This window comes from Acinetobacter sp. YH01019 (assembly GCF_013420285.1).
Classification (GTDB): Bacteria; Pseudomonadota; Gammaproteobacteria; order Pseudomonadales; family Moraxellaceae; genus Acinetobacter; species Acinetobacter gandensis.
Genome location: NZ_VOYM01000011.1, coordinates 19,447 through 41,687 on the forward strand (window position 1 = coordinate 19,447; position 22,241 = coordinate 41,687).

The window sequence follows — 22,241 nt, forward strand, 5'->3', positions numbered from 1 at the left end:
ACAACTAGATTACAGTGTCAATTCACGCGCAGAGCAGAAATGAAATGATTGCTGTGTCACAGGATCTATAAACTGTATTTCTTTCGCGAGCAGTTGCAAAGGGTGGCTGAAATCATCATCTGCTTTATGTGCAATCTGCGGATAAAATGGATCATTTTTAATTGGAATATTCAGCGCGTTGAGATGTACCCGAAGTTGATGTTGTTTACCTGTATGTGGCTTTAATCTGTATTTTGCCCATTGCCCATGATATTCAATTAGTTCAATGTGGGTTTCGCTATTGGCTTCACCCGCCATGACTTGCATGGTATAGAAGGGTTTTCCTTTTTCCATCCGTAGTTTGGTTGTCATTGGAAATGTGAGTTCACTTCGATAAGCCGCAATCGCATGATAGGTTTTTTGCACTTCACGGCTGGCAAACATTTGTTGATAGGCGCCACGAGTTTCTACACGCTTTGAAAAAAGAACCACGCCTGCTGTTTCACGATCCAAGCGATGAATAGGGGTTAAATCTTCATTTTGTGTTTGATTTTTAAGGCGAACCAATAAGGTTTCTTGTACATATTGACCTGTTGGACTCATGGTTAAAAAATGAGGTTTATCTACCACTAATAGGTGTTCATTTTCAAAGATGATTTGATGTTCAAAAGGAACATGGATTTCATGCGCTAAAAAACGATAGTAAAACACATGTGTATTTGCCATATATGGACTCTGAATATGCAGTTTTTCACCTGCAGCATCATAGACCAAACCATCTGCAAAGCGTTGTGTCCATTCATCAGCTGAAATGTGTTGAAATTGCTGACATAAATATTCAAAAACAGTTGCTGTAATTGCTTTGTTTGTGTCTAGAAAAACTTTGCTGGCACTAACGCCATTCATCATAGGTGGTGTGAAATTGTTGCTTTGCATCAAGAGCTTTTAAACTATCTGAGTGATGGTGGTTAGTTGTGGTGAAAAATGTCCAAAGCAAAGTGAGGACATATGATTTTCATGCAACGCGATGCTATCATATTTAATTCTTATGTACATGTTGTGAGTAATATGCAGTATTCATTCAGTTTGGACTTAAATAGTGAAGTCGATACCCAAAACTTAGCTACCGTACTGTCGACGCATTTTACCACGGGCGTGATTTACCTTATTGGTGACTTGGGGGCTGGTAAGACCACTTTAAGCCGTTATTTTTTACAGCAAATGGGTCATCAAGGCGCAGTCAAAAGTCCAACCTATACATTGGTTGAGCCTTACAATATTCAAGGTAAAGATATTTTTCATTTTGACTTGTATCGTTTAAATGACCCTTATGAACTTGAATTGATGGGTATTCGTGATTACTTAGAAACACCGAATGCACTTTTCTTATTTGAATGGCCTTCAAAAGGTGGAGACGAAATTCCAGCTGCCGATTTAGTGATAAATATTGAAAAATCAGAAGATGAAATGTCGCGTAGGGCGACATTAACATCATCATCTGAAACCTTGCAAAATGCTTTGGAGCAAAAATTCAACCATGCTGAATGACATCAGTGCCCGCCGAATTCGTACCCTTGATCCTGCTCTAGCCAACCAAATTGCTGCGGGTGAAGTGATTGAACGCCCTGCATCTGTGGTCAAAGAATTACTTGAAAATGCCATTGATGCAGGATCAACAGAATTAATTATTCGTGTTGAGCAAGGCGGTAGCACACTGATTGAAATTATTGACAATGGTCGGGGGATTCATCATGAAGACCTCCCTTTGGCCGTTATGCGTCATGCGACTAGTAAAATCCAAAGTGCAGAAGACTTACATGCGATTGTGAGTTTAGGCTTTCGTGGTGAAGCCTTGGCATCCATTGCTGCGGTATCACGGTTGACGTTGACTAGTAGTCAAAATGAAGATGGTGTTGGCTATCAGGTTGAAGTCAATGGTACAGCTTTTGATCATCAAGAGATTCAACCTGTTGCTGCACAAAGAGGCACAACGATTCGGGTACAGGATTTATTTTTTAATGTACCAGCACGTCGTAAATTTCTCAAAAAGCAGGGCACTGAATTTGGACATATTGAAGAAATTGTCCGTCGTTTAGCACTGACACACTTTGATATTCGTTTTGTTTTAGAGCACAACAATAGCATTAAATTAAATCTGCCTGTAGCAGATAGTGGGGCGTTACGTTTTCAGCGTGTACAACAGTTGTTAGGTCGTCAGTTTACCGAAAATGCGTACTGGATTGATGCAGATAGTGTCAACATGCGCTTAAGCGGTTGGCTAGGCCATCCCTCGGATGCACGCGCACAAGCCGATATGCAATATGTTTATGTAAATGGTCGTATTGTGAAAGACAAGACGGTTTCACATGCGCTACGCATGGCGTATGACGGTATTTTACATGGACATCAACATGCAGCGTACTTGCTGTTTATGGAGGTTGATCCTGAAAATATTGATGTAAACGTGCATCCAACCAAGCATGAAATTCGCTTTTTAAACCAACGTGAAGTCCATGAATTTGTGCGTCATTATGCTAAATCGACTTTAGCGCAATTCCAAACTGCGACAGCCGAACTTTCTAGTGCCATGAAGCTTGAACCCCAAGCTCAAGAAAATTTGATTGCGCAACCAAGGCATCAAGAACAATTTCAATTACATCAAAATATTGAAGCTGTAACACAAACTGCTGCAAATTTTGTTAATCCTGATAGTGCGGGTGGATTAACCGATTTTAGCTCACCCACTGGGGTGAATTATGCTGAATCGGCTGAACAAGTGGCTGCGTATGGCTATTCTGCTGCGCAACACCCATCTACAGGTTCAATAAATACAAATGGCTATGTTGCTTCATATAATGGATCAAAACAGCTAAATAACGCATTACAGAGCTATTTAGCACCCTTACGTCAAACATCAGATACGGCTATTGATGTCGAGCAGTCCATGCAAGCCCATATTCAACAGAAAGTGGATGAGCATCCGCTTGGTATTGCGATTGCGCAGCTGCACGGTATTTATATTCTGGCGCAGAATACTGAAGGTTTGATTATTGTTGATATGCATGCTGCACATGAGCGTATTGTATTGCAACAAATGAAAACAGCGTGGGATAAACCAGAATTTTGGACTTCACAACAATTGCTTATTCCTAAAGTAGTTAGCATTAGTCGTATGCAAGCCATGCGTGTAGATGAGCTGAAAGATCAATTAGCACGCTTAGGACTTGAAATTGATCAATATGGCGATGAGCAGGTGATCGTTCGTGGCGTACCTGCCATTTTACATAAGGCTGATTTTGATGCGTTGATTCCAGAATTATTAAATGATTTAGATCCAACTGATCAAGTGGCAGGATTGCTACAAAAACGTGACCAAATTTTAGCGGGTATGGCCTGTCATGGTGCTGTACGAGCACACCGTATTTTAAGCCTGTCTGAAATGAATGCATTATTACGTCAGATGGAACAAACCGAATTTGCCAGTCAATGTAACCATGGACGCCCAACTTGGCGTGCTTTCCCATTGGCTCAGCTTGATAAACTTTTTGCTCGAGGAGAGTAGTTGTACATGTCAAATCAATTGCCGGTCATCAATCTTATGGGACCAACTGCAAGTGGGAAAACCGCGCTGGCATGTGAACTCTTTGAGCGTGGAAATTTTGAATTAATATCCGTTGATTCAGCACTCGTTTATCAAGATATGGATATTGGTACAGCCAAGCCTACTAAAGCCGAGCTGGAGCAATATCCGCATCATTTAATTGATATTATTAGTCCTTTAGAAGTGTATTCGGCAGCCAATTTTGTTGAGGATGCATGTGTATTAATTGATGATATGCATGCTCGCGGTAAAACCCCAATTTTAGTTGGTGGGACGATGTTGTATTACAAGGCTTTACTTGAGGGATTGTCATCCAACTTACCCAGTGCTGATTACGCTGTGCGTGCAGAAATTGAAGAGAAAGGTGAGTGTAAGGGGTGGGATGCTGTTTATGCTGAATTGTGTAGTGTAGATCCCTTAGCAGGTGAAAAGTTTAAAGTCAGTGATAAGCAGCGTATTATTCGTGCGTTGGAAGTTTATAAATTGACCGGACAACCTATTACAAAATTACAAGCTGAACAGCCTAAAAATTTACCTTACCGTTACAATTTTCATAATTACGCTTTACTGCCTGACCGTTTAGAATTACACGGGCGGATAGCACAACGTTTAAAAATAATGTGGGAAATTGGATTTTTAAATGAAGTGAAAGGGCTAATTGAAAAATACGATTTAGATGAAAATTTGCCCGCTATGCGATCAGTTGGTTACCGTCAAGCATTAGATTTTTTAAGAAATAGTGATCTAAGTAGCGAAAAACAGCGTGAAATGGAGGATAAGGCTCTATTTGCGACACGACAACTTGCAAAACGTCAATATACTTGGTTAAGATCTTTGCAAGAAACGCATAAATTTACTACATATTTAACAGCGAAGCAGGCTCAAGAAGACTTGCGAAACTGCTACGGATAAAGCAAAATTTAGGGACTACCTTTTTGATAATTTTTAATTGAAAAATAAAGGTAGTTTTTGCGCTGATTTTTATTATTTTTTGGAGTTATAACATGTCTAAAGGTCAAACTTTACAAGATCCGTTCTTAAATTCTCTCCGTAAAGAACGTATTCCAGTTTCTATCTTTCTTGTAAATGGTATTAAATTGCAAGGTCATATTGAGTCATTTGACCAATATGTAGTTCTTTTGAAAAATACAGTAAGCCAAATGGTTTACAAACATGCGATTTCAACTGTAGTTCCTGCACGTAACCCACGTCCAGCTGGCGCTCCTGCTGGTGCACAAGGTGCAGCTGGCTTCGGTGGTCAACAAGGCGGCTTCGGTGGTCAACAAGGCGGCTTCGGCGGTCAACAAGGTGGCTTCGGTGGTCAACAAGGTGGCTTCGGTGGTCAAGGTGGTTTCGGTGGCCAAGGTGGCTTTGGTGGTCAAGGTGGCTTCGGTGCTCAAGGTGGCTTCGGTGCTCAAGGTGGTTTCGGTGCTCAAGGTGGTTTCGGTGGTCAAAATGCTGGTTTTGAAAGCGAAACTAAATTTGATGATGCTCAAGACGACGAAAACAACAATCGTTAATTGAGTCATTAAGAGCCTCCCGATCGGGAGGCTTTTTTTTATTGTTAGAAATAATGACTAAAAATATTTTAAATTTTAGTAAAAATGAGACGTAATAAAACCAGCCTAGGCTGGTTTTATTTTATGTATTATTTCGATTTACGTTGTAGAGCAGGGTCTTTAATATCTACAAAAGCATTGTTTCGAATTTCACGTAACCAGCTGTCAAGCTCGGTATCAAATTGACGCTCACCTAAGAGTTGGCGCGCCATACGCTCTTGAACCTCTTGTGTCATGTCTTGTTGGCGTGTGTCAGTAACTTGTAGGATATGCCAACCAAACTGCGATTGAAATGGTTTGCTGATTTCGCCTTTAGGTGTTTCTTTCATTTTTGCTTCGAATTCAGGAACCATAACCCCAGGGCTCACCCAACCTAAGCTACCACCATTTGCCGCAGAACCAGGGTCATTTGAGAAAGTTGAGGCAATAACAGCAAAATCTTCACCTTTTTGTAGACGTGTGTATAAGCTGTCAATCATTTGCTTCGCATTTTCAGGGCTAACAACCTCTGATGGTTGAATTAAAATATGACGCGTTTGAAATTGCGGAACAATGGCTTTTTGATCTGATGCTTTGCGTTCAATTAATTTTAGAACATGAACACCATCGCGTACAGAAATCAATTCTGTCGTTTGTCCAACTTGTAATGGTGAAACACGCGCTGCAAGCTCGTCTGGAATATCAGATAAGCTACGGAAGCCCATATCTGCTGCATCTACTTTAGTTTCTTTGGTGCTGAATTTAGTACTAATTGCTTTAGCATCATTGCTAGTTGCAAGTTCTTTACGTACATCCTCAGCAATTTTTACAGCATTTTCACCACCAGAAATACGAACGTGTAAGACGTGAACTTGATTGCCAAGCGCAGCTTGGCCTTGTGGTGAGCTTAAAAAGTTTTTAACGTCTTGATCACTAATTTGAATACGTGATGTCACAAGTTGTTGGCGTAGACGTTGCAGTGCAATATCTTCAGCAATACGAGCGCGTAACGAAGAGTAGGTGTTTGGTGCTATTGCATCTAGTTTTTGTTGAAATGCTTCAAGGCTTGCAGAACCTGAATCTTTTGCAACTTTTAAAACTGCTTCATTGAGAGATTTTTCATCTGCTTTTACGTTATAGCGTTTTACTTGTTCAAGTTGAGCTTGACGTGTAATAAGTTGTTCAAGTGCTTGTTGCTGTAAATATTCAATCGGAGGAACAGTCTGTTTTTTTGATTGAAGTTGATGTGTAATCTCTGCAATGCTTTGATCTAAATCACTACGTAAAATAACGCTATTATCTACAACAGCTACAATTTCATCTTTAGGTTGTGCATCAGCGAAAGTCGGCATTGAAGCAGAAAGACAAAGTGCTAATGCTGTTGCTTTAAAAATTTGTTTTAACTGTTCTGTCTTCATTAACGTTCTGTCCAAGATTGATTAATATTGTTAAAACCTAAAACACGGTTTTCAAGTAAAGAGGTTAATTTATTGTTGAATCCACCTAAACCTTTAAGTGTGAATTCAGCCATAATGGCACGTTTAGGTTTTACATCAGAAGATGTTACATCATCCAAATCATTAAAATATGAACGTCCGTATACTGAAACACCCCAACAGCATGATTCATAGTTCACACCCAATAGATATTCGCGCGCAATGCTATTGTCTAAATCGTATTGTGCATGCCCGATAATACGCCAGTTGTTATGGATGGGTTGAATAAATGAAGCAACTGCTTGGTCATAACTATCTTGACGGTTTGGAATGTCTTTGCGATAGAAATAACCGACGTTATAAAGATTACCTTTATCACCTGCATAATACATTTGGATATCGCGCTGAGCATTATCGCCATTTGCCATCCAAGCTGAATTCGCATTGACACTGATGCGATCAGATAACTGGCTCGATAAGCTCACAACAGGGCCAGTGTGACGTTCGCTATCAAACTTGTCGGTGACATTGTTCAAAGTGACACGACGATCTTCAAAATAGAAGCTTTGACCTACGCTGGCTTTTAAGCGCTCCAAACCAACATCATCAAATATGCTGTAACTTAGGCCTAATGATGCAAAATTGTTGTCTTCTAAGCGGTCATTTCCATAGAAACGACGTGGGCTAAACAACTGATCATAGTTAATAGATGCAGTAGTTGAATCAAAGTTAGGGTTAGTTTCTTGGTTCTTATATGGTGAATAAGCATAGAAGAATCGTGGTGTTAAGGTTTGTAGGTATCGACCTTCACGTTCCATGACCAGGCCAGCATCAAGCGTAAACTGAGGAACTACGACAGATTTACTTTCATTAGACGAGCTAATGTTTTGTGCATTAACCGTATCTTGATCATAAATTGTGTTTACATTACGAATAGTGGCTTCTGGAATGACGAAAGACCAAGGGGTACGGTAGTTATAGCGAACACTAAAGTCATTGTAAATACGTGCACCACTTGGCTCGTACATTGGTGATTCGCTATTGCTTACAGGGATATTGTTATTACGTAAGTTTTTCTTGAAATAAGCAGTATCGTTATTAAACTCATATTGTAAGCCTAGCGGATTACCAGTTTTGTAATTTAATAAAAATTGCGGTAAGCGCGCATACGGACGATCTTCATCGCTGACTGTTTTATCTAAGGTTTGGAAGTCCTCAACTTTAAGCTGTGCTTTTAAGCCGGGAATACCATTTTTATAATTAAGCTCCCAAGCACGACGTAAATTAAGGTCTGTCTTAGAGTTTGGGTTATTGTTTAAGTCTGAAAAATAATCTTTGTCGGATGCATAGTTATATTCGAGATTTGTGCTGAATTGATCGTTAATTTTCCAGTTATGTAGAAAGTGTAAATCTTTACGATCTTGGTCGTCATATTTTTGGTCACCAGCTAAATAGCCACCAAAAATCATCCCCGAGCCAAAGTTTTTGGTGAGATAGCGGAATTCACCTTCAAGCATTGGGCCACGATCTGCGATATAGCGCGGTGTAACTGTCGCATCATAATTTGGTGCTAAGTTTAAATAAACTGGAACTGCAAGTTCAAAACCACCATCATTGGTAAAGCCAAAACTTGGGGTTAAAATACCTGTGGTTCGGCGATCATCAATCGGGAAGTTGAAATAGGGCACAGCCATCACAGGTACATCTTTTACGTATAAAGTTGTACCTTTGGTTTCACCGCGGCCAGTTTCTTGATTAAGTTTGATTTTATCCGCTTGGATTTTCCAAGTTGGCTTCTCATCCGGCGGGCAAGTTGTATATTCTGCGTTTTCTAATTCAAGTGTATTTGTTGAAGTGCGTGCGATTTTTTCTGCGCGACCATGTGCATGTTGTTCTTCTGCGATGAAGAAACTGTTATTTAAGTCGCCTTGTTGCGTTTTTAAGTTGTAGTCAATCGAATCGCTTTGTGAAATTAAACCAGACTGAGCCATTTGTACACGGCCTGATGCATTTGCATAAGTCTGCGTTTTATCAATTTTGATTTGATCTGCACGAATTTGACGGCCTTCTTGGTCGATTAATACGTTACCTTCAAGTACAGAATCGCCATTTGGGTCAAAGTGACCATAATCTGCAGTAATTGTTGAAGTTGCATCTTCTGGGGCAACAGCTTTGGTGGTTGGAGCTACAGGTGTAATCCATGTTCCAGTACAAAATGCAGAGCTAAGTTGATTGGTATTTCGGATTTGGGCTTCTGGGGCAGATTTATCAACATAATATTGTTCAAAGAACTGCTGACCCGGGTATGCTTCGGCAATTGTCTGCTTCAACTGTTCAGTATCATCTTCCGTGGAAGTGGTAGAAACAGACGCTGCATAGCTTGGTAAAGAGCTACCACAAAGAAGGGTTAAGATCGCAGTCGCTAAAGGATTGAATTTAAACTGTTGCTTCATTTGTCTCATTAACCAAGTATGCTTAATCGCAATTAATTATTGTCGCATCATAGAGAAAAAGTTGATAAGTAGCTACACTTAGCACTTTAAAAACTCAGCCTGTATTAGAATTTATCGCAAATGAATACACAACGTGAACAATTGATACAAACATGGATTTCATCTGTACTTGGTTCAGATCAATTTGAAATTAACTTTCTAGCAGGCGATGCAAGTTTCCGTCGTTATGCACGAATCAAATTGAATAATAAAACATTTATGCTGATGGATGCACCACCAGAAAAAGAAGATTGTGTGCCTTTTGTGACGATTGATGAATTTTTTGATGCGAATGGCGTTCGTGTACCCCATATTGTGGCAAAAGATCTAGAGCAAGGCTTTTTATTGCTGGAAGATTTTGGTGATGTTTTACTGTCGACATTGCTCAATGATCAAACAGTAGACGCACATTACGCACAAAGTTTTAAACAGTTGATTCAATTACAGTCAATTGATGGTGTAAACCATTTTCCAGAATATGCTTATGAAAAGCTGATTTCTGAAATGGAGCTTTTAACTGATTGGTTATTGCCTTCATTAAAAATTCAACTAACTACCGAAGAGTCGGCTTTAATTAAGCGTACCTTTGCGATTTTAGCCAATGCTGCTTTGGCACAACCACAAGTCATCGTGCATCGTGATTTCCATAGTCGTAATTTAATGATGCTCGATGGTGAGCAAGATCAAGGTGTCATTGATTTCCAAGATGCAGTGATTGGTGCGGATACTTATGACCTTATTTCAATCACTCGAGACGCTTATGTGCAGTGGAATGCTGAACGTGTGTATGGTTGGTTTAAAGTGTTTTATGACTTGTTACCTGCGTCGGCAAAAGTAGGTCGTGACTTTGAACAATTTAAACAAGATGCTGACCTGATGGCGATTCAACGTCATATCAAGATTTTGGGTATTTTTGTTCGTTTGTTTGAGCGTGATGGTAAATCAGGCTACTTGAAAGATTTACCTCGTGTGATGTGGTATTTACTTGAAGAAAGTAAGCCGTATGCAGAACTACAACCATTTATTCAGTTTATTCAAGCTAAAGTATTGCCGAAATTTGAAGCTAAATACGGTAGTTACGAGGTTGTTGCATAATGAAAGCCATGATTTTAGCGGCGGGTCTAGGCAACCGGATGCGTCCTTTAACATTATATAAGCCCAAGCCTTTGCTTGAAGTGGGTGGAAAGCCACTGATTGTTTGGCATATTGAAAAACTCAAAAAAATTGGCGTGACTGAAATTATTATCAATTCTGCTTGGCTAGCCGATGTGTTGATTGGCGCATTAGGTGATGGTTCTCAATTTGGCGTAACTATTCGCTGGACACGTGAAGCAGAAGGTTTAGAAACAGCAGGTGGCATTATTAATGCTTTACCTTTGCTTGGGACAGAGCCATTTATTTTGGTGAATGGTGATGTTTGGACAACTTTTGATTTTTCATCCTTACTGAATGTGAACTTAGGTGCAGATCTTGCACATCTTGTTTTTGTGACTAATCCTGCTCAACATCCCAAAGGCGATTTTATCTTGGCAAATGGGCGTAGTTATACCTTTGAGCAAGGACAACAAGGTGAGGCACTGACTTATAGTGGCGTAGCGGTCATTAACCCAAAAATGTTTGATGGTTTGGATGCAGGAAAACGACCTTTAGCTCCATTATTAAAAGATGCGATGCTAGATGGAAAAATTTCTGCAGAAAAAATGCAAGCAGCTTGGGTAGATGTTGGCACACCTGAGCGATTAAGTGATCTAGATCTACAGATTCGTCAGGGCATGTACGCTTAAGTGCATATTCGCTAAGCGTTAGCTACTGTTCCACGGCTTAGAAATCGGTATACTTCAGTTAATTTTTATTGAGATGTCTTCTTTATGCATCCTTTTTTTCAAGACTTAAAGCAAGGTAGTCAAAAGCTTGGCTTAGATTTGAGTGAAGAAGCATTAAATCTATTGCTGAAATATCAAGATGCCTTAGTGCTGTGGAACAAAGCCTATAACTTGACCGCAATTCGTGATCCAAAAGAAATGTTGGTGAAGCATTTGCTGGATAGTTTGAGTATTTTGAACGACTTGCCAGCAGGCCGTTTACTCGATATTGGTACAGGCGGTGGTATGCCAGGCATGATCATTGCACTGTGTCAGCCAGATCGTGAATGTGTATTATTAGATGCAAACGGTAAAAAAATTCGATTCTTAAAACAATTTATTGCAGACCTAAAACTAAAAAATGTCATTGCAGTTCAAACGCGTGTTGAGAATGAAGACAGCATCAATGAACTAGGGCAATTTGATGTGATTACCAGTCGTGCTTTTGCTTCATTGACTGATTTTGTAGATGCATCTAAACCGTATATGCATGAGCAAAGTATTATTGCTTCAATGAAAGGTTTAATCCCAGAAGAAGAAGTTGAAACACTGAAAAGTGAGTTCAAAATTGATATCGTTGCGTTAAAAGTTCCACGATTGGATGAACAACGCCATTTAATTTTCTTAAAACGTATTTAAATTTTTCAAAGGACTGGGGTTACCATGGCTCAAATTATTGCGATTGCAAACCAAAAGGGTGGCGTAGGTAAAACCACAACTGCAGTGAATTTGGCTGCGTCATTGGCCGTATTAAAAAAACGCGTATTACTTGTAGATATGGATTCGCAAGGTAATGCCACGATGGGGTCGGGCATTCAAAAGAACGACTTGTTGTACTCAGTGACGGATGTACTCTTGGGTGAAGTACCCATTGAAACAGCAATTCATAAAGCTGAAGTGGGTTATAAAGTTCTAGGTGCAAACCGTGATTTAGCAGGTGTGGAACTTGCGATTGCTGACCAAGATGGACGTGAGTTTATTTTACGTGAGGCCTTGGCAACGGTAGAAAAAGATTTTGACTACATTATTGTAGATTGTGCGCCAAGTTTAAGTTTAATTACGGTCAATGCTTTAGCAGCGGTACGCGGTGTGCTTATTCCAATGCAATGTGAATATTATGCATTGGAAGGTTTAGCAGATTTGACGCAAACCATTGATCGTATTCAACAAGCATTGAATCCAGATTTAGAGATCGTGGGTGTATTACGTACGATGTATGATGCGCGTAATGCTTTGACTCGTGATGTTTCTGCAGAATTAGAACAATATTTTGGCAAAAAACTTTATGAAACTGTAGTGCCACGTAATATCCGTCTAGCGGAAGCGCCTGCACACGGTTTGCCTGTAATTTATTTTGAAAAAAGCTCAAAGGGTGCAGTTGCTTACTTGAACTTGGCAGCTGAAATGTTAAAAAAAACCAAAGTGAAAAAAGGAAGTAAAGCATGACCGTAAAAAAACGTGGACTGGCTAAAGGTCGTGGTTTAGATGCCTTACTTGGTTCGATCCAAAAAGAAAAACTACAGTTAGAAGCGAAAGCATTAGATCATGGCCAGTTGAAGCAAATTGATGTTCATTTATTAAAGCGTGGTGAATATCAACCACGCCGCTTTATTAAAGAACAAGATCTTCAAGAACTTGCGGCTTCAATTGAAAAGCATGGAGTCATGCAGCCGATCGTGATTCGTCGTGTTGAAGACGAAAAACATCCCTATGAAATTATTGCAGGTGAACGTCGCTGGCGTGCTGCGCAACTTGCTGGACTAACAGAAGTTCCTGCAATTGTGCGGGATCTTTCAGATCAAGTTGCAATTGCATTAGCACTGATTGAGAACATTCAACGTCAAGACCTGAACCCAATTGATCAAGCCATGGCATTACAACGTTTCCATGATGAGTTTGGTTTAAGTCACCAAGAAATTGCGGATACAGTAGGTAAAGCTCGTACCACGATCAGTAACTTATTGCGTTTACTTTCATTGGCAGAACCAGTGAAAGATTTTATGCAGCAAGGCTTACTTGATATGGGGCATGCACGTGCAATTTTGACCTTGAAAGCCAAAGACCAATTAAAAGTCGCTGAAATGGTCATTGAAAAAAGCATGTCCGTGCGTCAAACCGAACAGTATGTTCGTGACTTAAATGCACCGAAACAACCTAAAGCAAAAGTAAATGTTTCGTCAGACATACAGCAACTTACACAACGACTTTCAGATCGTTTTAGTGCTGAAGTAAAAATTGATCATAATAAACAAGGTAAGGGTAAGCTTGTGATTAGCTACCATAATCTTGAAGAACTCGACGGCATTCTAAATATTTGTTTGGCTGAATAATTTTACAGTCTATTTACTTGGGGAAAATCAAATGTGGGAATTAGTCAAAGCGGGTGGGTGGTTAATGATCCCACTCGTGATTTGTTCAATCTTTACTGTTGCCATTACCATTGAGCGTTTTATTCGCTTAAAAAAATCAATGGTTTTACCATCATCTTTATATATGAAGGCTAATTCTTCTGTGAAAGATGTGGTTCAACACATGGAGCAAAGTAAAGACTTGCAACAGAGTACGTTAGGTCGTGTTTTGACTGCAGGTTATGCAAGTAAAAATCAATCTGAGCAATACGCACGTGCGCAAATGGAAGTGACCGCATCTCAAGAAATTGGTTATCTTGAAAAAAACATTAACTTTTTGGGAACTTTAAGTGCGGTTGCTCCGTTGTTGGGTTTGCTGGGTACTGTCATTGGTATTATTGAAGCGTTTTTGATGATTGATATTGGAACCAATAGTGATCCAGTATTGATGATGCCGGGTATTTCTAAAGCATTAATTACCACAGCTGCAGGTATGTTGATTGCCGTGCCTGCATTATTTGCACATCGTTATTTCCAGCGTTTGGTTCAAGAATATGTTGCTGAACTTGAGCAGCAATCGACTTTGTTTCATGCTGCTTTGTTCTATAAAAAAGCCCCTGAAGTCGAAAGTCAGGACATTCAGAAAGCCAGCTGAATGGAGGCGGAAAAATGAAATTTAAACGCCGTCAGGTTGAAGATATTCATATCAACCTCACTCCGATGATTGATTGCTTGATGTTTATTTTGGTGTTTTTATTACTTTCGACAACCTTTAATCAGATGAGTCGAATGAATTTAACACTTCCGGATGCACAAGGTGTTCCACCAAAACAATATGATCAAAAAGTTGAAGTGGTGGTGGATTCTACAGGGCATTACTCGGTCAACGGGCAATCCTTGGCAAGTAAGGAAGTTTCAGATTTAAATACGGCAATTAAACAGATATCGAATGATCGTCGTGATTTAATGTTTGTGATTGCTGCTGATGCGAAAGCCACGCATCAGGATGTGATTCGCGTGATGGATGTTGCAGGGCAGTTAGGCTTTGTAAATATTAACATCAGTACCAAAGTACCAACTCGAGGTTATTAGTGAAGCACGATTTTAAGGTCTACCTACGCCTATTAAGTTATTTAAAACCTTTTTGGGCAATAGGCTTACTTGTTTTGCTTGGTTTCAGTATTAATGCTGCGACGGAAGTTTCTGTCGCAAAATTATTGGAACGCATTATTGAAGCTATACAAAACAAAGATCAAAGCTTTACAACCTTATTTCCACTCTTGGTGGTTTTATTGATGTTCTTCCGTGGACTCGGTTTGTTCATGGGTGGATATTTTACCGCAGTGATTTCTCGAAACTTAATCTTTAATATTCGTCAGCAAGTCTTCGCTAAGTTGATGCGTTTGCCTTCACAATATTATTTAGACAATTCGAGCGGTCATATCACTGCAAAAATTATGTATAACGTTGAACAATTGACGGCAGCATCGTCTGAGTCGCTAAAAACCATTGTACAACAGGGTCTTATTACCATCGCACTGTTGGGCTATTTGCTATATACCAACTGGCGACTAACTTTATGTATTTTAATTTTTGGCCCAATCATTGGTTTAATTATACGTAAAGCCTCGAAACGCATGCGTAAATTATCTATGCAAGTGCAAAGTACTATGGGGGATGTGAACCATGTGGTACAGGAAACAGTTCAAGGTAATTTGGTGGTAAAAGGCTTTGCAGGCCAAGATTATGAGCAAAAACGTTTTCACGAAAGCTCGATGGAAAATTTACGCCGTGGCCTGAAAATGGTGGTAGTACAGCAGCTCAATAGTCCAATTGTTCAGCTGATCATGTCTATTGCGCTCAGTATTGTCATGTATATCGCTTTACGCCCAGAAATTTTGCAGGATACTTCAGCTGGTGAGTTTGTTGCCTATATTACAGCGGCAGGTATGTTGAGCAAGCCGATTAAAACATTGACGGATGTTAACGAAAAGCTTCAGCGCGGTATGGCTGCAGCATATTCGGTATTTGAATTGCTGGATATGCCAGAAGAAGCCAATAACGGCACATTAAAACCAGTGTTGAAAGGTGATGTTGAATTTAAGAATGTAAATTTAATCTATGCAGATGGTCATCATGCAATTCATGATTTTAACCTTAAGGTGAATGCAGGCGAAACTGTTGCATTGGTTGGGCGTTCAGGTGCAGGTAAAACTTCACTGGTGAACTTATTAGTGCGCTACCAAGATGTTACTTCTGGTCAGTTGCTGTTAGATCAACATGATATTAATGATCTCGAATTAAATAGCCTGCGCACCCAAATTTCGATGGTGAATCAGCAAGTTGTCTTATTTAACCGCACAGTTCGTGAAAATATTGCCTATGGCCAGTTAGAGCATGCGACAGATGAACAGGTCATCGCCGCAGCGAAAGCTGCTTTTGCTCATGATTTTATTATGGATCTACCACAAGGTTATGACACGCCATTAGGTGCGCAAGGCCTGAATTTATCAGGTGGTCAGCGACAACGTATTGCGATTGCACGTGCAATTTTGAAAAATGCACCAATTCTAATTTTGGATGAGGCAACAAGTGCCCTGGATAACGAGTCAGAATATTATATTCAGCAAGCATTTGATGCGGCGATGCAAGATCGAACAACAATCGTGATTGCTCATCGATTATCCACTATTGAAAATGCTGATCGTATTGTGGTGATGGATAAAGGGCGTATTATTGAACAAGGTACGCATGCTGAATTAATCGCGCAGCAAGGTGCCTACTTTCAACTTCATCAGCGTAATTTTGAGGAAAACTAAGCCATGTCACTTGCACAAATGATTCAGGATGCTTGGAATGAACAGGCAAAGTGGCTCATTGTGTTTAGACCTTTGTCATGGATTTATCGTGGTGGTTTTTTACTCAATAAAAAACTTTATAAAATAGGTGCAAAATCTAGTTATACCGCACCTATTCCAGTTATGGTTATTGGAAATATTACTGTTGGTGGTAGTGGTAAAACACCATTACTTATTCATTTGGTGAGTTATCTAAATAGCTTAGACATCAAAGTTGGTGTGATCAGCCGCGGTTATGGTGGTAAAGGGCCTTTTCCAGCTTATGTGGATCTAAATGCTACAGCTGAAACAGTAGGTGATGAACCCGCATTGATAGTCCAGTCCACAGGTGTACCGATGGCGGTTGGTTCAAATCGTCAGCAAAGTATTGAGTTGTTACTGTCTAAACATCAGCTTGATCTAATTATTTGTGATGATGGACTTCAACATTGGGCCTTAGCACGACAGTTAGAATGGATTGTTCTAGATAATAACCGTGGTTTAGGCAATGAAAAGCTATTGCCTGAAGGTTATTTACGCGAACCTAAAAAGCGCCTAGAAACGGGTACGGTGATTGAGCATTCCTCAAATCCTCAAACAGATTTAAATATGCATTTAGAGTCTTCACAGCCATATTTATTGAATAAAGATCTAGATACTGTATTCGATCCAAATAAAGATTTTTATGCGGTAGTTGGAATAGGATTTCCCCAGCGTTTTTATAATACTTTAGAAAAGATGGGGATACAGCATTTCCAATGTCATGAGTTTCCTGATCATTACGAATATGAATTAGAAGACCTGCAATTTGAAGATGCAAATCCAATCATTACCACTGAAAAAGATGCTGTCAAACTATTGGCAATATTGAAAAAAAATCCAAATTTTAAACGAGAAATATGGGTTGTCCCAGTGGATGCGGTACTTTCACCTGCATGCTATGAAACTCTACATCAGCAGTTGAAGCAACTGGGTTTAAAACTTCCTGAAGGCATTTGATTTATGAAACATATTGTTATTCCTGCACGCTTTTCAAGTTCACGTTTACCAGGTAAGCCTTTACTTGAAATTCATGGTCGTCCAATGATTCTACGGGTAGTCGATCAAGCGAAGAAAGTAGCAGGATTTGATGATCTTTGTGTGGCAACAGATGATGAGCGTATTGCTACTGTTTGTCGTGCGGAAGGCGTAGATGTTGTGATGACATCGGCTGAGCATCCATCGGGTACCGATCGTTTAAGTGAAGTTGCTCGAATTAAAGGTTGGGCAAATGAAGACATCATTGTTAATGTGCAAGGTGATGAGCCACTACTTCCAGCGTTGTTGGTAAAACAGGTTGCGCAATTACTTGAAGATCAACCTGAATCTTCAATGTCTACATTGTGTGAGCCTATTCATAGCTTGGATGAGTTTCAGCGTGACAGCATTGTAAAAGTGGTAATGTCTAAACATAATCAAGCTTTGTACTTCAGTCGTGCGACTATCCCTTATGATCGTGATGGTGCTAAACAAGCTGAACAGCAATTGCATAATCAAGCTTATCGCCATTTAGGTTTGTATGCATATCGTGTGAAACTCTTACAAGAGTATGTGACATGGGATATGGGTGTATTAGAAAAATTAGAAAGTCTTGAACAACTACGTGTACTTGAAAATGGTCATCGTATTGCCATTGCAATAGCAGAAGCAAATTTACCACCGGGTGTGGATACACAAGCTGATCTTGATCGTTTGAATCAGATGGATGTTTCAAACTTCGAATAGGGTTGGTCGTTGATGCAAAATGAAATTGTGGCGCAAGTATATCCTTGGCAGCAAAATACGTGGGAAACACTGACGGGACGTTTTCCGCAGTTAGGGCATGGTATCTTGCTATATGGAAAAAAAGGCTGTGGTAAGGAAGCATTTGCAAAACAATTTCTTGCATGGGTGCTGTGTCAAAAGCGTGATGAACAAAAGCAGCCTTGTGGCGAGTGTGGAAGTTGTCAGTGGTTAAAGTCGGATACGCATCCCAATTTTGTCCATATTAGTACTGATGAAGACAATAAAAAGCAAAATGCAAAAATTAAAATTGAAAAAATACGAGATCTCTTACCATTTGTTCAGCAAACGGTGGACGGTTGGCGCGTAGTTTTAATTGAGCCTGCGGAGGCATTAAATATTGCATCATCTAATGCGTTGCTTAAAACACTCGAAGAACCGGGTGAACGCATTGTCATTATTTTATTGGCTGAACATTACTTAAAATTGCCTGCAACCATACGTAGTCGTATGCAGCATTATGCACTTGATCGAATTGAGCCGACACTGTCGCAGGATTATCTCTTGCAACATTTGCCTGACAGTGGTGAGACGCAACGCCAAGTTTTAATGAATTTAGCGAGTCAGATGCCGTTACAAGCCATTCAAGTTGCAAATAGTGAGTGGTTGAATTTACGACAAGAATTTATACACGATTGGCTAAAATTGGTCATGCAAAAAAATATGCCCATGGCAATTGCGACCAAGTGGAATAAAGCACTGAGTTTTAGTGATTTTAGTCAAATGTTTGAATACTTGTTGTCCGATATAATTTGTGTCAAGCTGAATCAATCCATTAAAAATATTGATTTGGATTTTGGTGTGCTTGCGGAGCAGTATACGCTTGAAACACTTTTTAATATTTATACTGAATTACAGCAGTCTAAGCGGTTCATTGAGCAGAACGTACAGGGGAATCTGGTCGTAGATGAGCTTTGCATTAAACTGATGAATATTTAAAAAAGGGGAAGATCGATGCAACCACGTATGGGCGGGATTATCCATGCAAATATTCCAGATGTGGAAACATTATTTGCGAGTTATATGCCATATGTTGTTGGTGGTGGATTATTTGTACCATCCAAGCAAACAGTCAAATTAGGTGAAGAAGTTTTTTTATTGGCGACCTTGCCAGAGCAAAGTATAAAAATTCCACTGACAGGTAAAGTTATTTGGGTTTCGCAAAAGCAAAATGGTATTAAACCACAAGGTTTTGGTATTCAACTTGGTGGCGAAAAAGGTGTTTATTTCAAAACTGAAGCAGAACGACTACTTGCAGGACTTAAATCTGAAGGACGTAGAAGTTACACTATGTAGTCATAACGTTGATAACTAGTAGGTACATATTGTGTTTGTAGATACCCATTGCCATTTAACCATGCTTGACCTAACACCCTATGATGGTAATTTAGATCTAGCATTGGAGCAGGCTCGAGCTGCTGGGGTCTCAAAATTTATGAGTATCTCAGTTGACCTTGATGATCATATTGAACTTTCAAAAATTGCTGCTCGCCATACGGATGTCGGATATTCAGTTGGTGTTCATCCATGTGAAGATCCGGCCACAATGGCGCGAGCTACTGTCGATACTCTGGTTGAATTGGCTCAATCAGAAAAAGTGTGGGCGATAGGTGAAACTGGACTCGACTATTTTCACAGCACCGATTTTATTGCGGAACAAAAAGACTGTTTTGCACGTCATATTCATGCTTCTCAAACAGTAAAGAAACCTGTTGTAGTACATACGCGTTCTGCGAAACATGATACGGTAGATATCATACGTGCTGAGAAATCAACGCATGGTATTTTGCACTGTTTTACTGAAGACTGGGAAACAGCAAAAGCAGTTTTAGATTGTGGTTACTATGTTTCATTCTCAGGCATAGTTTCGTTTAAAAATGCTCAAGATTTACGTGATGTTGCCAAGCAGGTACCGCTTGATCGCGTGCTGATTGAAACCGATAGTCCTTACCTTGCGCCGATGCCCTATAGAGGAAAGTCTAATGAACCTAAATACGTTCCCTATGTAGCCAAAGCTTTAAGTGATGTATATGATAAGTCAGTTGAAGAGATGGCTTTCATAACAATGCAAAACTTTGAAAATCTCCTCAATCTTAAGTAAATAATTTGAATTGATATAAGAGTAAAAGAGAGTATAGGGTGAAGATGGATCGTCAGGCTCAATTTCGAGCAAGAGAAGCATTAATTTTCCAAGTAGCAGAACAATTGCTCTTAGAAAATGGTGAAGCAGGTATGACGCTTGATGCATTAGCAGCAGAGCTCGACCTTGCAAAAGGGACACTATACAAACACTTTCAAAGTAAAGATGAACTTTATATGCTGCTCATTATTCGTAATGAGCGCATGTTGCTCGAAATGATTAAGGATACCGACAAGGCTTTTCCTGAGCATCTCGCATTCTTTATGTTGCATCATTTACATCATCCAGAACGTACAGTTTTATTTCACCAAATTGAAGAGCGCTTATCGACTACAGGTGTTGGTATTCAGCACTTATTTAGTGAGCTTTACCAAGTGCGTAAACAACGTTTACGTTTAATCATTCGCATGACTGAACGTTACTTAGAATCCATTGAAAGCAAAATGCCTGTACGTGATTATTTGGCTTCGATTTGGTCATTAACGCATGGCGCAGCAGCAATTTTAAATTCTAGCTTCTACCAGCGCTATTTAGGTTCACGTGATACTTTGCGTGTAGCTTATATTGATCAAGCCTTGGCATTGCCGAAACAAACACATGCGGTTGCACAGTTTGCGTAAAGGCTGCTTATGAAAATAACATCACCATCATTGGTTCGTGGATTCACCCTCGTAGAATTGATGGTGGTGATTGTGATCATGGGTATCATGGCTTCATTGGTATTGTTGAATATTGGTGGGACTGATCAGCGAAACGCCATGCAAGCGCGTGAAGTATTTGTATTAGATCTGAAGAGAATTTTACGTGAATCCAATGATCAATCTCGTATTTTAGCCCTTGAGCAAAAAACTGCGACAGATGTGAATCAAGCAATTTATGCGGTACAAGAATATATTCCAGAAGCACAAAGACAGCAAAATGGCCTATTGAACCAAAATAATAAATGGCAAACTTATAAAGATTTTGAGGCAAAAAAATTACCAGAACATGTTTCATTTTCAATTCAGTCATTAGATCGGCAATATGAAAAGGCCAATAATTCAGACTTACTAAATCATGATGCACCTCAGTTAATATGGTTGGGTAATGGAGAAGTCAAACCTGTACGCATTCAATTCTATTTCGAAGAACGTCCCATTGGTGAAGAAATAGAAATAGACCATTTAGGTAAAATAAATGCGGGCTAAAGGATTTACCTTGCTAGAAGTGATGGTTGCGCTTGCAATATTTGCAACCGCAGCCATGGCGTTGTCCAATGTTGCAATGCAGTATACTCAAGCTACTGCAAATGCAGTTTTACGTTCTAAAGCACAATTTGTTGCTTTAAATGAAATTGCCTACATGGAAATAAATCGTGAATGGATGAGTGGGACAGCATCCAAGCAAGTTACGCAGCAAGGCGAACGCTGGCAGATTGATAAAAAAGCTCAAGCGACGATTAGTCCAAATGTTCAACGCGTTGATGTGCAAGTCAGTTTATTGAATGCTGACACTGGCGATGTGGCGGCTGGAATTACCAGTTTGGTTTTCTTTAATTATCGTGTGGCTGAATCATGAAAAGGTCATATGGATTCACATTAGTTGAATTGTTAGTTGCGATCGCTATTTTCGCAGTACTATCTGCCTTGGGATGGAAAGTATTTGATTATGTAGTGAAAGTGAAAGAGCGAAATGCTGAGCACGAGGCCAAATTGAGTCAGTTGCAAGAGGCGTATCAGCAGATATTAAGAGATACCGTGCAAGCGGTTCCCTTGACAGCCAATATTAATGGTGAAATACAGCCAGCGCTAGTATTACAAAATGGTCGATTTAATTTTAGTAAAACCGGTGTAACTGATCCACTTAATCAGGGACTTGCACCAGACGAACGAATAGAATATCAGTATCGTGCAGATGAAAAAAAACTCTATCGACTAAAATTTAGAAATTTAAATCAAACAGGGAATGATCAACCTGATTCTAGTGTGCTACTAGATAATGTTGAGCAGTTTAAAATTGTCGTGTTAAATCCCAGTGAATCGGACAGTTGGCCTGATCGTGCTGCGGATACAAACAATAAAGATTCTTTTGCAATGTTGCCACGCGGCATAAAAATAAATTTGGCAGTTAGTGGCACGGAGTATGAATGGCTATTTAGTTTGTTAAATACAGATTATTTACAGGATAAAAAAGATGGTCGTTAAAATA

Annotated in this window: 24 protein-coding genes; 21 read left to right on the plus strand and 3 right to left on the minus strand. The window is 39.7% G+C overall.

Features of this window, described 5'->3' with window-relative positions; genetic code table 11:
* Positions 1-9: 9 nt before the first annotated feature.
* Entirely contained in the window at positions 10-918 is a 909-nt protein-coding gene (locus FTT84_RS04515) for an RluA family pseudouridine synthase (protein ID WP_373684993.1), read from the minus strand.
* Positions 919-1,047: 129 nt separating this feature from the next.
* Here FTT84_RS04515 and tsaE point away from each other — a divergent pair, with 129 nt between their 5' ends.
* From tsaE to hfq, 4 genes are all read left to right on the plus strand, one after another.
* Positions 1,048-1,527, plus strand: coding sequence for a tRNA (adenosine(37)-N6)-threonylcarbamoyltransferase complex ATPase subunit type 1 TsaE (gene tsaE / locus FTT84_RS04520; RefSeq protein WP_067767630.1), 480 nt, complete (start codon positions 1,048-1,050; stop codon positions 1,525-1,527).
* The gene (mutL, locus tag FTT84_RS04525; RefSeq protein WP_067767551.1) at positions 1,517-3,541 is read left to right on the plus strand and encodes a DNA mismatch repair endonuclease MutL; all 2,025 of its coding nucleotides are present in this window, start codon (positions 1,517-1,519) and stop codon (positions 3,539-3,541) included. The genes tsaE and mutL overlap by 11 nt, the downstream gene beginning before the upstream one ends.
* A gap of 6 nt (positions 3,542-3,547) precedes the next feature.
* Positions 3,548-4,492 carry a tRNA (adenosine(37)-N6)-dimethylallyltransferase MiaA gene (gene miaA / locus FTT84_RS04530; RefSeq protein WP_180080139.1) on the plus strand — a complete coding sequence of 315 codons (945 nt, stop codon included), beginning with the start codon at positions 3,548-3,550 and terminating at the stop codon, positions 4,490-4,492.
* Positions 4,493-4,584: 92 nt separating this feature from the next.
* Positions 4,585-5,100: an RNA chaperone Hfq gene (gene hfq, locus FTT84_RS04535; protein WP_067767545.1), complete on the plus strand. Its 516-nt coding sequence runs from the start codon at positions 4,585-4,587 to the stop codon at positions 5,098-5,100.
* A gap of 128 nt (positions 5,101-5,228) precedes the next feature.
* Here hfq and FTT84_RS04540 read toward each other — a convergent pair whose 3' ends face one another.
* The gene (locus tag FTT84_RS04540) at positions 5,229-6,536 is read right to left on the minus strand and encodes a peptidylprolyl isomerase (protein WP_180080142.1); all 1,308 of its coding nucleotides are present in this window, start codon (positions 6,534-6,536) and stop codon (positions 5,229-5,231) included.
* Positions 6,536-9,007 carry an LPS-assembly protein LptD gene (locus FTT84_RS04545; RefSeq protein ID WP_180080145.1) on the minus strand — a complete coding sequence of 824 codons (2,472 nt, stop codon included), beginning with the start codon at positions 9,005-9,007 and terminating at the stop codon, positions 6,536-6,538. Before FTT84_RS04545 ends, FTT84_RS04540 begins: the two co-directional genes overlap by 1 nt.
* 120 nt (positions 9,008-9,127) lie before the next feature.
* On the opposite strand from FTT84_RS04545, the gene FTT84_RS04550 reads away from it, so the two are divergent.
* From FTT84_RS04550 to gspJ, 17 genes are all read left to right on the plus strand, one after another.
* Positions 9,128-10,141, plus strand: a complete 1,014-nt coding sequence (locus FTT84_RS04550) for an aminoglycoside phosphotransferase family protein (RefSeq protein ID WP_180080148.1) — start codon at positions 9,128-9,130, stop codon at positions 10,139-10,141.
* The gene (gene murU, locus FTT84_RS04555) at positions 10,141-10,830 is read left to right on the plus strand and encodes an N-acetylmuramate alpha-1-phosphate uridylyltransferase MurU (RefSeq protein WP_067767536.1); all 690 of its coding nucleotides are present in this window, start codon (positions 10,141-10,143) and stop codon (positions 10,828-10,830) included. Before FTT84_RS04550 ends, murU begins: the two co-directional genes overlap by 1 nt.
* A gap of 84 nt (positions 10,831-10,914) precedes the next feature.
* Complete coding sequence (gene rsmG / locus FTT84_RS04560) at positions 10,915-11,547, plus strand: 16S rRNA (guanine(527)-N(7))-methyltransferase RsmG (RefSeq protein ID WP_067767533.1); 633 nt, start codon at positions 10,915-10,917, stop codon at positions 11,545-11,547.
* A 24-nt stretch (positions 11,548-11,571) separates the two neighbouring features.
* On the plus strand, positions 11,572-12,354 hold the full coding sequence (locus tag FTT84_RS04565) for a ParA family protein (protein ID WP_067767530.1): 783 nt from the start codon (positions 11,572-11,574) through the stop codon (positions 12,352-12,354).
* Positions 12,351-13,238 (plus strand): ParB/RepB/Spo0J family partition protein, encoded by an 888-nt coding sequence (locus FTT84_RS04570; RefSeq protein WP_180080151.1) that lies wholly within the window; start codon positions 12,351-12,353, stop codon positions 13,236-13,238. Before FTT84_RS04565 ends, FTT84_RS04570 begins: the two co-directional genes overlap by 4 nt.
* A 31-nt stretch (positions 13,239-13,269) precedes the next feature.
* On the plus strand, positions 13,270-13,911 hold the full coding sequence (locus tag FTT84_RS04575) for a MotA/TolQ/ExbB proton channel family protein (protein WP_067767524.1): 642 nt from the start codon (positions 13,270-13,272) through the stop codon (positions 13,909-13,911).
* A 14-nt stretch (positions 13,912-13,925) separates the two neighbouring features.
* A complete protein-coding gene (locus tag FTT84_RS04580; protein ID WP_067767521.1) occupies positions 13,926-14,348 on the plus strand; it encodes a biopolymer transporter ExbD in 423 nt (140 codons plus the stop codon).
* On the plus strand, positions 14,348-16,075 hold the full coding sequence (gene msbA, locus FTT84_RS04585) for a lipid A export permease/ATP-binding protein MsbA (RefSeq protein WP_180080154.1): 1,728 nt from the start codon (positions 14,348-14,350) through the stop codon (positions 16,073-16,075). The genes FTT84_RS04580 and msbA overlap by 1 nt, the downstream gene beginning before the upstream one ends.
* 3 nt (positions 16,076-16,078) lie before the next feature.
* Entirely contained in the window at positions 16,079-17,092 is a 1,014-nt protein-coding gene (lpxK, locus tag FTT84_RS04590; protein ID WP_180080157.1) for a tetraacyldisaccharide 4'-kinase, read from the plus strand.
* 3 nt (positions 17,093-17,095) lie between these two features.
* The gene (gene kdsB, locus FTT84_RS04595; protein WP_067767511.1) at positions 17,096-17,857 is read left to right on the plus strand and encodes a 3-deoxy-manno-octulosonate cytidylyltransferase; all 762 of its coding nucleotides are present in this window, start codon (positions 17,096-17,098) and stop codon (positions 17,855-17,857) included.
* Positions 17,858-17,869: 12 nt separating this feature from the next.
* The gene (locus FTT84_RS04600; protein ID WP_067767508.1) at positions 17,870-18,853 is read left to right on the plus strand and encodes a DNA polymerase III subunit delta'; all 984 of its coding nucleotides are present in this window, start codon (positions 17,870-17,872) and stop codon (positions 18,851-18,853) included.
* A 15-nt stretch (positions 18,854-18,868) separates the two neighbouring features.
* Positions 18,869-19,210, plus strand: a complete 342-nt coding sequence (locus FTT84_RS04605; RefSeq protein WP_067767505.1) for a PilZ domain-containing protein — start codon at positions 18,869-18,871, stop codon at positions 19,208-19,210.
* Positions 19,211-19,241: 31 nt separating this feature from the next.
* Complete coding sequence (locus FTT84_RS04610; RefSeq protein ID WP_067767502.1) at positions 19,242-20,015, plus strand: TatD family hydrolase; 774 nt, start codon at positions 19,242-19,244, stop codon at positions 20,013-20,015.
* 44 nt (positions 20,016-20,059) lie between these two features.
* Positions 20,060-20,674 carry a TetR/AcrR family transcriptional regulator gene (locus FTT84_RS04615; RefSeq protein WP_067767499.1) on the plus strand — a complete coding sequence of 205 codons (615 nt, stop codon included), beginning with the start codon at positions 20,060-20,062 and terminating at the stop codon, positions 20,672-20,674.
* Between the two features lie 9 nt (positions 20,675-20,683).
* Positions 20,684-21,241, plus strand: a complete 558-nt coding sequence (locus FTT84_RS04620; RefSeq protein ID WP_180080161.1) for a type II secretion system protein — start codon at positions 20,684-20,686, stop codon at positions 21,239-21,241.
* Complete coding sequence (gspI, locus tag FTT84_RS04625; protein ID WP_067767493.1) at positions 21,231-21,611, plus strand: type II secretion system minor pseudopilin GspI; 381 nt, start codon at positions 21,231-21,233, stop codon at positions 21,609-21,611. Before FTT84_RS04620 ends, gspI begins: the two co-directional genes overlap by 11 nt.
* Positions 21,608-22,237: a type II secretion system minor pseudopilin GspJ gene (gene gspJ, locus FTT84_RS04630; RefSeq protein WP_067767490.1), complete on the plus strand. Its 630-nt coding sequence runs from the start codon at positions 21,608-21,610 to the stop codon at positions 22,235-22,237. Before gspI ends, gspJ begins: the two co-directional genes overlap by 4 nt.
* Positions 22,238-22,241 lie beyond the last annotated feature (4 nt).